At 52.4% G+C, this 14,015-nt stretch carries 9 protein-coding genes and 3 rRNA genes; 11 read left to right on the top strand and 1 reads right to left on the bottom strand.

Annotated features, from left to right (window positions below; translation table 11 throughout):
- The first annotated feature begins 27 nt into the window (after positions 1 to 27).
- The 3 genes from yaaA (at position 28) to FrondiHNR_RS09050 (ending at position 2,404) form a co-directional block, all read left to right on the top strand.
- Positions 28 to 786, top strand: coding sequence for a peroxide stress protein YaaA (gene yaaA, locus FrondiHNR_RS09060; protein ID WP_279352449.1), 759 nt, complete (start codon positions 28 to 30; stop codon positions 784 to 786).
- A gap of 160 nt (positions 787 to 946) precedes the next feature.
- Complete coding sequence (locus FrondiHNR_RS09055) at positions 947 to 1,459, top strand: DUF5684 domain-containing protein (RefSeq protein ID WP_279352448.1); 513 nt, start codon at positions 947 to 949, stop codon at positions 1,457 to 1,459.
- A 120-nt stretch (positions 1,460 to 1,579) separates the two neighbouring features.
- Positions 1,580 to 2,404, top strand: a complete 825-nt coding sequence (locus FrondiHNR_RS09050; RefSeq protein WP_279352447.1) for a protein phosphatase 2C domain-containing protein — start codon at positions 1,580 to 1,582, stop codon at positions 2,402 to 2,404.
- A 107-nt stretch (positions 2,405 to 2,511) separates the two neighbouring features.
- Here FrondiHNR_RS09050 and FrondiHNR_RS09045 read toward each other — a convergent pair whose 3' ends face one another.
- Complete coding sequence (locus tag FrondiHNR_RS09045) at positions 2,512 to 3,318, bottom strand: carbonic anhydrase family protein (protein ID WP_279352446.1); 807 nt, start codon at positions 3,316 to 3,318, stop codon at positions 2,512 to 2,514.
- A gap of 874 nt (positions 3,319 to 4,192) precedes the next feature.
- Here FrondiHNR_RS09045 and FrondiHNR_RS09040 point away from each other — a divergent pair.
- From FrondiHNR_RS09040 to FrondiHNR_RS09005, 8 genes are all read left to right on the top strand, one after another.
- A 16S ribosomal RNA gene (locus tag FrondiHNR_RS09040) occupies positions 4,193 to 5,715 on the top strand.
- Between the two features lie 560 nt (positions 5,716 to 6,275).
- Positions 6,276 to 9,416: ribosomal RNA gene (locus FrondiHNR_RS09035) — 23S ribosomal RNA — on the top strand.
- Between the two features lie 216 nt (positions 9,417 to 9,632).
- A 5S ribosomal RNA gene (gene rrf / locus FrondiHNR_RS09030) occupies positions 9,633 to 9,749 on the top strand.
- Together the 16S, 23S and 5S rRNA genes form the textbook arrangement of a ribosomal RNA operon.
- Positions 9,750 to 10,095: 346 nt before the next feature.
- Positions 10,096 to 10,857, top strand: coding sequence for a hypothetical protein (locus FrondiHNR_RS09025; RefSeq protein WP_279352445.1), 762 nt, complete (start codon positions 10,096 to 10,098; stop codon positions 10,855 to 10,857).
- 35 nt (positions 10,858 to 10,892) lie between these two features.
- Positions 10,893 to 11,861, top strand: coding sequence for a hypothetical protein (locus FrondiHNR_RS09020; protein WP_279352444.1), 969 nt, complete (start codon positions 10,893 to 10,895; stop codon positions 11,859 to 11,861).
- The gene (locus FrondiHNR_RS09015) at positions 11,830 to 12,873 is read left to right on the top strand and encodes an HAD-IIA family hydrolase (RefSeq protein ID WP_279352443.1); all 1,044 of its coding nucleotides are present in this window, start codon (positions 11,830 to 11,832) and stop codon (positions 12,871 to 12,873) included. The genes FrondiHNR_RS09020 and FrondiHNR_RS09015 overlap by 32 nt, the downstream gene beginning before the upstream one ends.
- A gap of 102 nt (positions 12,874 to 12,975) precedes the next feature.
- Entirely contained in the window at positions 12,976 to 13,158 is a 183-nt protein-coding gene (locus FrondiHNR_RS09010) for a hypothetical protein (protein WP_279352442.1), read from the top strand.
- 1 nt (position 13,159) lies between these two features.
- Positions 13,160 to 13,975 carry a TlyA family RNA methyltransferase gene (locus FrondiHNR_RS09005; RefSeq protein ID WP_279352441.1) on the top strand — a complete coding sequence of 272 codons (816 nt, stop codon included), beginning with the start codon at positions 13,160 to 13,162 and terminating at the stop codon, positions 13,973 to 13,975.
- The last annotated feature ends 40 nt before the right edge of the window (positions 13,976 to 14,015 follow it).

The following is a 14,015-nucleotide window of genomic DNA, read 5'->3' as shown; positions in this document are numbered from 1 at the left end:
GAATTCTTATTCTGTCTTGAGTAATCAATGAAAATAATTCTGCCACCCTCTGAAACGAAGGTGAGCGGGGGGACGGCGAGTTCGCTCTCTATTGAGGAGCTTTCCTTCCCCCGCCTAACCCACCTCCGAAAACAGGTTCTTGAAGCTGTAACTGTTCTTGCAGAAGACCATCCTGAAAGCTTGAGGGTGCTCAAGCTTGGCCCCAAACAGGGGAGTGAGGTGCAGCGTAATCGTGACCTGCTGACCTCTCCCACGATGCCAGCCATTGAGCGTTATACGGGTGTTCTGTTTGACGCTATCGGTGTCTCTACTCTGAGTCCACAACAGCGTCAATTTCTAGACTCTCACGTGCTTATTCAATCCGCCCTTTTTGGAATCATCACTGCAAATGACCATATTCCCGCTTATCGTCTATCCCATAACTCTTCCGTATTCGGGCGTGGACGCCCGTTAAAAAACCTTTGGCGTGCTGAAAGTGCCAAAGTTTTTGATGATATGGAGGGCATGATTTTGGATCTGCGTTCGGGAGGTTACACTACTTTAGCTCCCCTCCCACGGCGGGATGGTGTGTTGTCCCTGACAGTGGTTACGCGGGGTTCTGATGGCTCACTCCGGGCGCTTAATCACTTTAATAAGAGGGGTAAGGGCGAAATCGTTCGGTCTATTGTCCAATTAGGTGAGGTTTTTTCTCAGCCGCAGGATCTGATTGCGGGCTTGAACGGTGTAGGACATGAGGTGTCCCTGCTCGACCCCTATACCCTGCAATTCATTACTCATCGACAGTAGTAGATACTTCCGAAAATTCTGTGGCCAGCGGAGAACAGTGAGATTCTGGCTTTCTGGTCGCGCGTAAAGTTGATTTTTTCTTTTCGTGGTTAGAATATTTCGGGCTACTCTATTAACCTATCTGTTTTATTATCGCTGTGATGTTTACGAAAGGTATGCCGTGTTTACTCTCTACGACTCTCCAACGTTCTCAAGAGCAGAAACCTGGGGGATATTTGCATTATTTGCAAGCTTCTTCTTGGTAATCCTGATTTTGGCTTTTGCCTTCTACATAATCACCGCGATCTTTACGGCGCTTCTCTTCACCAAGGCCGGTGTAGATGGAAAGTGGCGTGCCTGGGTGCCTATCTATAACACCATGATCATGCTCAAGTTGGGTGATATTAATCCGTGGTGGTGGTTTATCGGCTTTGTGCCGTTTGGAGGAAGCCTGGTGCTGGCCGTCTTCGTCGTCATGAGCTACTATCGGATCAATCTTAAACTTGGGAAGTCTCCGGTGGGTTTTACCATTTTGGCCGCTTTGCTACCTTTCATTTGGCTGATTATTATTTCTGTTGATAAATCCCGCTGGAACGCAGCAGCGGTGCCCGCTCCAGGTTGGTCTCACTCTATACTCGCGGATCGGGTGCGATTCACGGGGGTTCCTAATCAGGGATATTTAGCGTTCCGATAAGAGTCCTTTTCACAGAGGTGATTTCTCCCTTCTGGCAGGCAACTTGTGGACAACACCCTGCGAAAAAGTGATTTTAGGTACAATAAGCGACTAAGCTCGTGATGTGCGAAAGACAACCCTATGACCGAGGTAGGCATCGGCCAGACTAACTTTCAGGTAGACGCGCCCGATCTTAACCCCCGAGAGGTAACCCTCAGTTGGTGCGCGGTGACTGATGTGGGACACCGACGTGAGATCAACGAGGATAGCTACGTCACTGTACCCCCGGTTTTTGCTGTTGCGGATGGCATGGGGGGACACTCGGCGGGTGATATCGCTAGTGCAGCGGTTGTGCGGCGGCTGGGCGAATTCTCTGGTTCAACCACGGTTACACGGGACGAGATTAATTCCGCTTTGGAACAGGCGGTGGAAGACATCGAGATAAACGCGGGAGACAGCGATCTCGGAACGGGTACCACCGTTACCGGGGTAGTGCTTGCCACGCACGAGAATTCGCTTGTCTGGGACTGTTTTAATATTGGTGACTCTCGCGTTTATCAGTACTTCGAGGGTGCCCTCAGTCAAATCACTACTGACCACTCGGTTGTGCAGCACCTGATAGACACGGGTGCAATCAGCCTACATGAAGCTGAAACCCATCCGCACAGCAACGTGATTACGAGAGCGGTTGGATTTAACGAAGCGCCCATTCCTGATTACATAAAGCTTGCTCTTGTTGCCGGGCAGCGCCTTTTGATTTGTTCGGATGGACTTACCAAGGAACTTACCGATCACGGAATTGAACACTTTCTCGGTGCTGATCAGTCTCCCGAAGAGGTAGCAAATACCCTTCTCGACCAGGCACTCGCTAATAGCGGACGCGATAACATATCGATTGTTGTGATTGATGTGGTATCTGCTGAGTATGTTAACGATGATGTTTACACGCAACCGATAATTCTATAGCAAGGCTCCTGCCCTGTTATTGCGTACCAGGGCAGGAGCCTTTTTCGGGGAGTTCTTACCGTACCGGCTATGAGCGCTAAGGCTCTTTTGGTGCTGGCTTCTATTCCCTACTCAACTTTGGTTACCTGACGGTCGTTGAGTGGCTGTACCGGGCGATGGTTATCGGGGAAAATCGCTGCAAAAGCATCGATTTGTTCTGCTGATACCTCGCCAGCGGCCTTAAAGACGTTCCACAGGATTCCCTCGGTGCACGGAGGGGTGGTGAGTGACCCTGTGTAGCGGGCGATGCGTCTGTCGCTGGGGAGCAGATCGTTGGGATCGATCGGGTGAACAAGCTCTATTTCGTCACCCTTGGAAGTTGTGCTTGTGGGCATAGTGGTAAACAACTCTTCCAAAGCTGCATTTTCTGCACCCCCGTTGAGCATCACTCCAACAACGGCTATTTTGTTTTGAGCGTTTGTGTGCACCAGGTGTAGCTCCATATCCGGTTGGACACCGTCTAGTGTGTGCTCTCCGGGATTGTGCAGGTGAAATTGCTGGAGGTAAAACGTGTCGCCGTCTAGCGTGATGGAGTTTTGCTTCAGATCATGAGGTGCAGCTTGAATAGTGTGTCCGTTGTTTTCGACACGAAAAGAACTGGGTGAATAGTTAAATATTGGAGCGGAGAGGGAGTCGCCGGCAACAAGGTTTTCTTCTGTTATATCAATGGGAGATTGGGTGCTGTCGTGTGTGATTGCACATTCGCCGTGGATATTCCCCCAGTGATCGGGTCCGGTGGCTCCGACATAGGACCACTCATCTGCGTGGTCTGTTGCAGAAGGGGTGCTGTCCGGTGAATCGGGGGTGCCCGTGCATCCGCTGACGACCAGAGAAAGTGCAGTAATCGCGATCAACGGGGTTAGTTTTAATCTCATTAATTTCGTTTCTTTCGTTAGTTGATTTTTGAGACCCAGTGTGTGGATTTAGTTGATTTTTATTGACTTTCAGGGGGAGAGGGGATGTCAATATGTTTATTGAACTAAATTAAAAATATCAATTTTGTGAAAATTGGACAAGGTAATATCGGGGTGATTGTTCCTTATTCACACGAGTTTCCTAGCGTTTTGTGTGGCGCTCTTTCGTCGGTGGGCCGGGTCTCAGGAGAGATTGGGTGCTGGTCCTTGCCGTTCGTGTTTTGGGGTGTTTTGGGGTGTTGTGTTGTTGGTGGTGTGGTGGTGTGCGACACGCCCGGGGTGTGTTTGTGGTGGTGGTGTTTGTGGTGGGTTTTGTGTTGTTTTTTGGGGGTTTTTGGGGTGTGTGGTGGGTGGGTGGGTGGTGGGGATTTGTGTTGGGTGGGGTTTGGGCGTAGTGTATTCGAAGTACCCCGGGGTCGTGATGTTGTGTTGTGGCTTGTACGGGGTTCTTGCTTGCTAGTGGGATGCTCTCTTGTGTGGGGGTTGTTTTGTTGGTGGGTGTGTGCCGTTTCTGGTGGGTTGCTTGTGTGGTGGCTTGTTGGTTGTGGTGTGTCTGGTCTTTGAGAACTCAATAGTGTGCACTAATGTTATATGCCAATTTTTTGGTTTCTGTGGCATGTGCTGTGGCTGATCGTTGTGGTTGGTTGTGGTGTGTGTTGTGGGGACTTTTTGGTTTATTTATTTGATTATGCAAGTCAGTTTTTGATTTGTGTGTCAGTTTTGAACTCGTGATGCTGCATGCTTTCGCTGTTGTGGGGGTGTGTGGTGTTGTTTTATGTTTAGCGCAGCTGTGCTGTTCACTTGTGTGGGTGGTGGGGTTGTTGCTTTTTATGCATTTACGGAGAGTTTGATCCTGGCTCAGGACGAACGCTGGCGGCGTGCTTAACACATGCAAGTCGAACGATGAAGCTGGAGCTTGCTCTAGTGGATTAGTGGCGAACGGGTGAGTAACACGTGAGTAACCTGCCCTTGACTCTGGGATAAGCGCTGGAAACGGTGTCTAATACTGGATATGACTTCTGGCCGCATGGTCTGGGAGTGGAAAGATTTTTTGGTTGAGGATGGACTCGCGGCCTATCAGCTTGTTGGTGAGGTAGTGGCTTACCAAGGCGACGACGGGTAGCCGGCCTGAGAGGGTGACCGGCCACACTGGGACTGAGACACGGCCCAGACTCCTACGGGAGGCAGCAGTGGGGAATATTGCACAATGGGCGCAAGCCTGATGCAGCAACGCCGCGTGGGGGATGACGGCCTTCGGGTTGTAAACCTCTTTTGGTAGGGAAGAAGCGAAAGTGACGGTACCTGCAGAAAAAGCACCGGCTAACTACGTGCCAGCAGCCGCGGTAATACGTAGGGTGCAAGCGTTGTCCGGAATTATTGGGCGTAAAGAGCTCGTAGGCGGTTTGTCGCGTCTGCTGTGAAAACTGGAGGCTCAACCTCCAGCCTGCAGTGGGTACGGGCAGACTAGAGTGCGGTAGGGGAGATTGGAATTCCTGGTGTAGCGGTGGAATGCGCAGATATCAGGAGGAACACCGATGGCGAAGGCAGATCTCTGGGCCGTAACTGACGCTGAGGAGCGAAAGCATGGGGAGCGAACAGGATTAGATACCCTGGTAGTCCATGCCGTAAACGTTGGGAACTAGATGTAGGGGCCATTCCACGGTTTCTGTGTCGTAGCTAACGCATTAAGTTCCCCGCCTGGGGAGTACGGCCGCAAGGCTAAAACTCAAAGGAATTGACGGGGGCCCGCACAAGCGGCGGAGCATGCGGATTAATTCGATGCAACGCGAAGAACCTTACCAAGGCTTGACATATACCGGAAACTGCCAGAGATGGTGGCCCCGCAAGGTCGGTATACAGGTGGTGCATGGTTGTCGTCAGCTCGTGTCGTGAGATGTTCGGTTAAGTCCGGCAACGAGCGCAACCCTCGTCCTATGTTGCCAGCACGTGATGGTGGGAACTCATGGGATACTGCCGTGGTCAACACGGAGGAAGGTGGGGATGACGTCAAATCATCATGCCCCTTATGTCTTGGGCTTCACGCATGCTACAATGGCCGATACAATGGGTTGCGATACTGTGAAGTGGAGCGAATCCCAAAAAGTCGGTCTCAGTTCGGATTGAGGTCTGCAACTCGACCTCATGAAGTTGGAGTCGCTAGTAATCGCAGATCAGCAACGCTGCGGTGAATACGTTCCCGGGCCTTGTACACACCGCCCGTCAAGTCATGAAAGTCGGTAACACCCAACGCCAGTGGCCTAACCCTTTGGGAGGGAGCTGTCTAAGGTGGGATTGGTGATTAGGACTAAGTCGTAACAAGGTAGCCGTACCGGAAGGTGCGGCTGGATCACCTCCTTTCTAAGGAGAATATTTATGGTGTTGGTTGAAGAGCCGAGTGTGTTCTTGCCGGCACTGGGTGGAACATATAACAGTTATCCTGGTATTGGGTGTGCGCGTGATGTGAGTACGGTCATGGGTTCGAGGGAAACTTCGGGTTCGTGGTGGGGAAAGTGTGGCGTGTGTGTTTGGTAGTGGGGGTGTGTGCATACTATTGGGTCCTGAGGGACTAGACCGGTTTGGTTTGGTATCTTCATGTATCAGGCCTCTTGTGACATGGAACGTGTGTTTTGTGTGGTGGGGGGTGTTGATCGTATTTTGAGAACTACACAGTGGACGCGAGCATCGTGAATGCGCGCAACATCATTTTTGTTTTTGATGGTTATGTTTTGTTGGCTCTTGTTTGAGGGTTGATGGGGTGTGGCGTATTGAGGGCTGGTGTGTTGTGTGTGTTCATACAATAATTTTTGATCTTAAACAATGTTTTTGATTGTATTGGTCTGAAAAGCATGGTTTGCGCTTGTTGCTTTTGTGGTGATGGGTGTGAGTTTCATGTTTTTTGGTTCTTTATTCATGTGATTTTTTAAGTTGTTAAGAGCGAACGGTGGATGCCTGGGCATCTGGAGCCGAAGAAGGACGTAGTAATCTGCGATAAGCCTCGGGGAGTTGATAAACGAACTGTGATCCGAGGATGTCCGAATGGGGAAACCCCGCCAGGACCTTTCGGGGTATCTGGTGACTCCCGCTTGAATGTATAGAGCGGGTAGAGGGAACGCGGGGAAGTGAAACATCTCAGTACCCGCAGGAAGAGAAAACAATATGTGATTCCGTGAGTAGTGGCGAGCGAAAATGGATGAGGCTAAACCATGTGTGTGTGATACCCGGCAGGGGTTGCATGTGTGGGGTTGTGGGACGCTTGGAGGGATTCTGCCGGATCTCTAGCGTGACAGGGAGCGTATAGGAGAATGGCTTGGAAAGGTCGACCGTAGACGGTGAGAGTCCGGTATCCGAAATGCGTGTTCCTTGGCGTGTGAGTGTATCCCAAGTAGCGCGGGGCCCGAGAAATCCCGTGTGAATCTGTCAGGACCACCTGATAAGCCTAAATACTCCCAGATGACCGATAGTGAACAAGTACCGTGAGGGAAAGGTGAAAAGTACCCCGGGAGGGGAGTGAAATAGTACCTGAAACCGTTTGCTTACAATCCGTCGGAGCACCCTTGTTGGTGTGACGGCGTGCCTTTTGAAGAATGAGCCTGCGAGTTAGTGATACGTAGCGAGGTTAACCTGTGTGGGGTAGCCGTAGCGAAAGCGAGTCTGAATAGGGCGATTGAGTTGCGTGTTCTAGACCCGAAGCGAAGTGATCTATCCATGGCCAGGCTGAAGCGACGGTAAGACGTCGTGGAGGGCCGAACCCACTTAGGTTGAAAACTGAGGGGATGAGCTGTGGATAGGGGTGAAAGGCCAATCAAACTTCGTGATAGCTGGTTCTCTCCGAAATGCATTTAGGTGCAGCGTTACGTGTTTCTTGCCGGAGGTAGAGCTACTGGATGGCCGATGGGCCTTACCGGGTTACTGACGTCAGCCAAACTCCGAATGCCGGTAAGTGAGAGCGTAGCAGTGAGACTGTGGGGGATAAGCTTCATAGTCGAGAGGGAAACAACCCAGATCACCAAATAAGGTCCCTAAGCGTGTGCTAAGTGGAAAAGGATGTGGAGCTGCTTAGACAACCAGGAGGTTGGCTTAGAAGCAGCCACCCTTGAAAGAGTGCGTAATAGCTCACTGGTCAAGTGGTTCTGCGCCGACAATGTAACGGGGCTTAAGCACACCACCGAATTTGTGGCATTCATACATGGGTAGGCCTTCGTGGTCCAGCCGTGTGGATGGGTAGGAGAGCGTCGTGTGGGCTGTGAAGCGGCGGGGTGACCCAGCCGTGGAGACTACACGAGTGAGAATGCAGGCATGAGTAGCGAAAGACGGGTGAGAAACCCGTCCTCCGAAAGACTAAGGGTTCCAGGGTCAAGCTAATCTGCCCTGGGTAAGTCGGGACCTAAGGCGAGGCCGACAGGCGTAGTCGATGGATAACGGGTTGATATTCCCGTACCGGTGAAAAACCGTCCGAAACAATCTAGTAGTGCTAAGAGTCCTAAGACCACATACTGTGTCACCTTTCGGGGTGGTGTGGGTGTGGGGATAACGCTCGACCCCTTATCTAGTGCGTTTAGCGTATTAACAGGTGTGACGCAGGAAGGTAGCTGATCCCGGGCGATGGTTGTCCCGGGCTAAGGATGTAGGACGAGTGGTAGGTAAATCCGCCGCTCTTAAGTGTCTGAGATCTGATGGGGAGTCTTAAGTGATGAAGTCAGTGATCCTCTGCTGCCAAGAAAAGCATCGACGTGAGGTTTGAACCGCCCGTACCCGAAACCGACTCAGGTGGTCAGGTAGAGAATACTAAGGAGATCGAGAGAATCATGGTTAAGGAACTCGGCAAAATGCCCCCGTAACTTCGGGAGAAGGGGGGCCTGACACGTGAACCCACTTGCTGGGGGAAGCGTGGTAGGGCCGCAGAGACCAGTGGGAAGCGACTGTTTACTAAAAACACAGGTCCGTGCGAAGACGCAAGTCGATGTATACGGACTGACGCCTGCCCGGTGCTGGAAGGTTAAGAGGAACGGTTAGAATCTTTTGGGTTCGACGCTGTGAATTTAAGCCCCAGTAAACGGCGGTGGTAACTATAACCATCCTAAGGTAGCGAAATTCCTTGTCGGGTAAGTTCCGACCTGCACGAATGGCGTAACGACTTCCCAGCTGTCTCAACCATGAACTCGGCGAAATTGCATTACGAGTAAAGATGCTCGTTACGCGCAGCAGGACGGAAAGACCCCGTGACCTTTACTATAGTTTGGTATTGGTGTTCGGTGTGGCTTGTGTAGGATAGGTGGGAGACTGTGAAGCATGCACGCTAGTGTGTGTGGAGTCGACAAGTGAAATACCACTCTGGTCATAGTGAATATCTAACTTCGGGCCCTAATCGGGTTCAGGGACAGTGCCTGATGGGTAGTTTAACTGGGGCGGTTGCCTCCTAAAAAGTAACGGAGGCGCCCAAAGGTTCCCTCAGCCTGGTTGGTAATCAGGTTTTGAGTGTAAGTGCACAAGGGAGCTTGACTGTGAGACTGACAGGTCGAGCAGGGACGAAAGTCGGGACTAGTGATCCGGCAGTGGCTTGTGGAAGCGCTGTCGCTCAACGGATAAAAGGTACCTCGGGGATAACAGGCTGATCTTGCCCAAGAGTCCATATCGACGGCATGGTTTGGCACCTCGATGTCGGCTCGTCGCATCCTGGGGCTGGAGTAGGTCCCAAGGGTTGGGCTGTTCGCCCATTAAAGCGGTACGCGAGCTGGGTTTAGAACGTCGTGAGACAGTTCGGTCCCTATCCGCTGCGCGCGTGAAGAAATTTGAGAAGATCTGACCCTAGTACGAGAGGACCGGGTTGGACGAACCTCTGGTGTGTCAGTTGTGCTGCCAAGTGCATTGCTGATTGGCTACGTTCGGGATGGATAACCGCTGAAAGCATCTAAGCGGGAAGCCGGCTTCGAGATGAGATTTCTATCCCCCTTGTGGGGGTGAGGCTCCCAGTAGATCACTGGGTTGATAGGCCGGATGTGGAAGCACGGACTAAAGACGTGTGGAGCTGACCGGTACTAATAGGCCGATTACTTAAAAAATTCTTTACTCACCCCGCCTGTATTTTATGGTGGTGGTGGGGTTGTGTAAGACAGTTATTGTTGTGTGTTGTGTGCGTCCACTTTGTGGTTCTTGATAGACGATCAAGAACTGATGTAAGTAAATAATGTGTGATTGGAACATGTTGTTGATTACTCCAGAACCCGCCCCTCTTCCTTGTGTGTGGGGGTGTGGGTGGTTGGTTGTATCACGAGTGTTTCGGTGGTTATAGCGTGAGGGAAACGCCCGGTGACATTCCGAACCCGGAAGCTAAGGCTCACAGCGCCGATGGTACTGCACGGGGGACCGTGTGGGAGAGTAGGACACCGCCGAACAAAAACTATATAAAAGAGGGAAGATAAAGAAAGACAGCTATTTTTCTTTATCTTCCCTCTTCTGCTTTAACCACAGTGTTCTGAAGTACCATGTTTGAAATGTTGCGTTCAGGAGGCGTGTGTATATTGAACGCTTATAAGTCCATAGTAGAAGAATGACACTGTTGCACATCGTATTGTAGGTGCGTATCAGCTAGCGATGTGCCAGAAGCACGAGGAGAAATAATGTCTGAAAAAGATCAGAACGATCCGGACGGTAGAGTTGAGCGTTCACGCAACTCTCGTGATTCTTCTACTGATAAAAAGTACGGACAGTTAAAGCGCCCGAACGGTAACAAGAAGCCCTTTGCTGAAAGATCAGGAGACGGAACCACACGTAAGTATTCTTCTTCAGATCGCTCGTATGGTTCCCAAACTGATAATGCGAGTCATCGAGGGAACAAGGGTTCCTATCGTGGTGAGCGGTCGTCGCGGGGTGAGGGTTCTTATCGTGGTGAGCGGTCGTCGCGGGGTGAGGGCTCCTATCTGGGTGGCAGACCAGCGCGTTCTGGACGGCCACGATACGGCGAGGGGACACAGCAAAATGCCCGGAGACCCTATGATCGTGATGGCTCTGCGCATGATGGCGGTAAATCGAATAAGGAATTTCGCGGTGCAGGTGAGCCTCGATGGGGCGGGGATTCTCGTGATCGCGGTAAGCCGAATAGGGATTCTCGTGATCGCGGTAAGCCGAATAGGGATTCTCGTGATCGCGGTAAGCCGAATAGGGATTCTCGTGATCGCGGTAAGCCGAATAGGGATTCTCGTGATCGCGGTAAGCCGAATAGGGATTCTCGTGATCGCGGTAAGCCGAATAGGGATTTTCGGGATAAAGGTGGGGCACGGTGGAATAATGATAGCGCGCATGACGGTGCGCAAGGAGAGAAACGAAACTTTCGTGATAGCTCCAACCCCCAAGAAAGTTTTGATGAAAACCGTAAGAAGTATCACCGGGAACGGGGAGGTCGGATTGATCGTCCTGGCCGTCCACGGCGCGGTGGGCAGGGGCGTAAGCTCTACGGAGATAATGACAACAGATCGCAATTTAGCGGAGAACGTCGTGAGCTGACTGAGGAAGAGATTCTTGCGCGTGGCCTCAGAAGCGTGCGTGTCCGTCACAACGATCCTGAGCTTCCATCCGATCTGCAACCTAACGAACTGAACAAGGGGGCTCGTTTCGAGTTGAAAACCCTTGCCTCGGAAAACGCAGATCTGGTCGCGAAACATCTTGCCATGGTGGTGCGTCTCATCGACAGCGACCCAGAGCTTGCGCATCAACACGCTATTTCAGCGTCGCGTCGCGCGGGTCGAATCGCAATTGTGCGGGAGACCCTTGCCATCACGGCCTACCGGATAGGGGACTTTGCGCTTGCCCTTCGAGAACTTCGAACCTATCGACGCATCTCTGGTTCTGACACTCACCTCGCAATGATGATCGATTGTGAGCGGGGGATGGGGCGTCCAGATCGTGCGCTTGAGTTGGGTGCAAGCGTCGACCGTAAAAAATTTCCTGCCGAGGAGCAGGTTTCAATAGCGATCGCACTTTCTGGAGCGCGGTTAGACCTAGGACAGACGGAACGGGCTCTCGAGGAACTAGAAATCCCTCAGCTTGACCCTAACCGAGCGTTTAGCTATAGCCCCGACCTTTACCTGGCGTATGCGGAGGTGCTTCAGGACCTGGGGCGTGGAGAAGAGGCCGCCGGGTGGCGTAAGAGAGCAAAGATAGCGGAAGAAGCCCTCCAAGAAAAATTTGGTAATCCTGAGATTATCGACATTTTCGATGTGATGGATGATGAGCTAGCTCGAGAAGTTGATGCCGCTGATGCCGCTCTGAGGGCGGAAACGGAGGCTGCTGTACAGGTGGATGCAGATACGGGTGCTGGCGCCGATGCTGTGAGCGGTGCTGGTGTCGATGCTGTTGTGGATATGAACACCGATGACGCTATGAGCACGGATGCTGATACAGTTGCGGATCGGACGGTTGATGTAGAGACACCCGGTGCTGATATCCTCAATAAGCTTGACGAGGAGGCGGATACGGATGGCACTCTTTCGCCAGAAAACCACGCCTGAGGAGCCTGCCCCGATCACCGGTATCGACCTGCTTCTGGCCGACCTCGACGGGGTTGTCTATAAAGGCCCTCGCCCGATTCCTCACGCGGTGCACGCGCTTAACCGGGCTTCCGAATCCGCTCGAATAGCCTATATAACCAATAACGCCTCACGAACCGATGCCTCGGTTGCCACACATCTCACGGAACTCGGATTGTCGGTGGCTCCGAGCGACGTGGTAACTTCTCCACAGGCTGCGGTAACGCTCTTATCTGAGCTAGTTCCTGAGGGCTCAACCGTTCTGGTTGTGGGCGGTGAAGGCCTAGTTGTAGAGGTGGAACGCGCGGGATTTGTTGTGACCCGTTCCGCGGATGATGGACCGGCGGCGGTTGTTCAAGGGTTTGCTCCCGAAGTGGGATGGACCGCTCTTGCCGAGGCCGCTTTTGCGTTGGCCGCCCCCGAAGGAGAGACGGGAATCCCCTGGGTTGCAACCAACACGGACTGGACTATCCCCGTTGCTCGAGGGCTTGCCCCCGGCAACGGAACCCTTGTCTCAGCCGTGCACACCGCCGTAAGCCGGTTACCCGTTTTTGCAGGAAAACCCGAAACAGCGATCTTTGAAGAGGCCTTTTTGCGGTTTTCGTCGCGAAACGCCCTCATGATTGGCGATCGGCTAGACACCGATATTTTGGGGGCGCGCCGTGCCGGTATTAAATCTGTGCTGGTGCTTACCGGTGTTGATAGGCCCAAACAACTTGTGGCAGCGGATAAGACGATGCGTCCGGACTACATTATCGAAGATCTGCGACAGTTACATGAGCCCTACCCTCAAACCGTTGTTGACCCCAAAACCGGCTCGGTTAGGGTTGGCGATGCCGAAGTCCGCATGCGCGATAATCTGGTCGAAATTGTCCGTTCGGGGAGCAGCAAACTGAACCTGTTACGCGCGGGATGTGCAGCAATCTGGAATTCTGGGCTTGCGATCTATGGGTTGCGAGTCCCGTCAGAACTTTATTCTGACCCCTTTTCTTAGGAAAGCTATAACCCTGGAGAGTATCCAACCTGACTATCATCTTTATTGAGAATTCCTGATCTTTCTCAAATAAAACATTTATTTCGGGGATAACCTAGATGTATGGCCAGTAGTGATGACAACACTCAAAAAAGCGATGAGGTTGAGACCTTCTTGAGAGATGACGACGGACTGTTGCCGCGTTTAAACATAATTGAGGAGCAGCCTCTCGAGCGGCGCGCAGAAGCCTACCAGCAGGTTTATGCTGAGCTGCAAAATCGGCTTGAACGCGGAGACTCTCATTGAAGTGGACGCAGCAGTGACCGTTCAGCGGCTAGACGCTGCTCTTACTTCTCGAGGTTTGGTACGTTCCCGCAGCCACGCTAACACTCTCATCGCCGCCGGTGATGTAAAGGTTGACGGGGTGGTGGTGAGGAAATCATCTCACCGGGTCTCCCCGGACAACGCTCTTGCGGTCGTAACCGAAGATCGTTTTGTCAGCCGTGCCGCTCACAAGCTGGTTGCTGGGTTAGATGCCTTTCCCCGGGTATCGGTAGCCGGGCGCACCGCCATGGACGTGGGGGCGTCAACCGGTGGTTTTAGTCAGGTGCTGCTGGAACGAGGTGCTCGCAGTGTATTTGCCATAGAGGTTGGTCACGGTCAGCTTGCTCCTGCCCTCCATGAGGCCGAAGGACTCATCCTGGCGGAGGGATTTAATGCCCGCTATATGACGCCTGCCCTGTTGCGTGAGGCTACCGGTAGCCCAGAAACACCGGAACTGGTTGTTGCCGATCTGTCTTTTATCTCCCTGACCACCGTTCTGCCCGCACTTCGCGAAAGCAGCGCCCCACACGCAGATTTTGTGCTTCTTGTGAAGCCTCAATTTGAGGTGGGGCGGGGTGGTGTGAAAGGGGGGATTGTCACGCGACCGGCGGACCGTGCCCGGGCGATACGCTTGGTTCTAGAGAATGCTTACTCTTTGGGGCTTGGGGTCGGAGGTCTTATCGCTTCTCCCATTGTCGGTGTTTCAGGTAATCATGAATATATTGTGTGGTTGAGCGCCGAGATAGGCAAGAGTCCTGGAGAATGGGAGCAGACCATCGTGCAATTGACAGGAGAATAACCTCGTGACACAGCTTATTTCAGGCATAGGTGACGGGTCT

Source organism: Lysinibacter sp. HNR, assembly GCF_029760935.1.
In the GTDB taxonomy this organism is placed as follows: domain Bacteria; phylum Actinomycetota; class Actinomycetes; order Actinomycetales; family Microbacteriaceae; genus HNR.
The sequence above is the reverse complement of the archived record's forward strand: the minus strand, read 5'-3'. Positions and strand labels throughout refer to the sequence as shown.

Bases quoted from the DNA above. Each gene is read 5' to 3' on its own strand.
- yaaA (WP_279352449.1), top strand. From the start codon at position 28: ATGAAAATAATTCTGCCACCCTCTGAAACGAAGGTGAGCGGGGGGACG.
- FrondiHNR_RS09050 (WP_279352447.1), top strand. From the start codon at position 1,580: ATGACCGAGGTAGGCATCGGCCAGACTAACTTTCAGGTAGACGCGCCC.
- FrondiHNR_RS09045 (WP_279352446.1), bottom strand. From the start codon at position 3,318: ATGAGATTAAAACTAACCCCGTTGATCGCGATTACTGCACTTTCTCTG.
- FrondiHNR_RS09015 (WP_279352443.1), top strand. From the start codon at position 11,830: ATGGCACTCTTTCGCCAGAAAACCACGCCTGAGGAGCCTGCCCCGATC.
- FrondiHNR_RS09010 (WP_279352442.1), top strand. From the start codon at position 12,976: ATGGCCAGTAGTGATGACAACACTCAAAAAAGCGATGAGGTTGAGACC.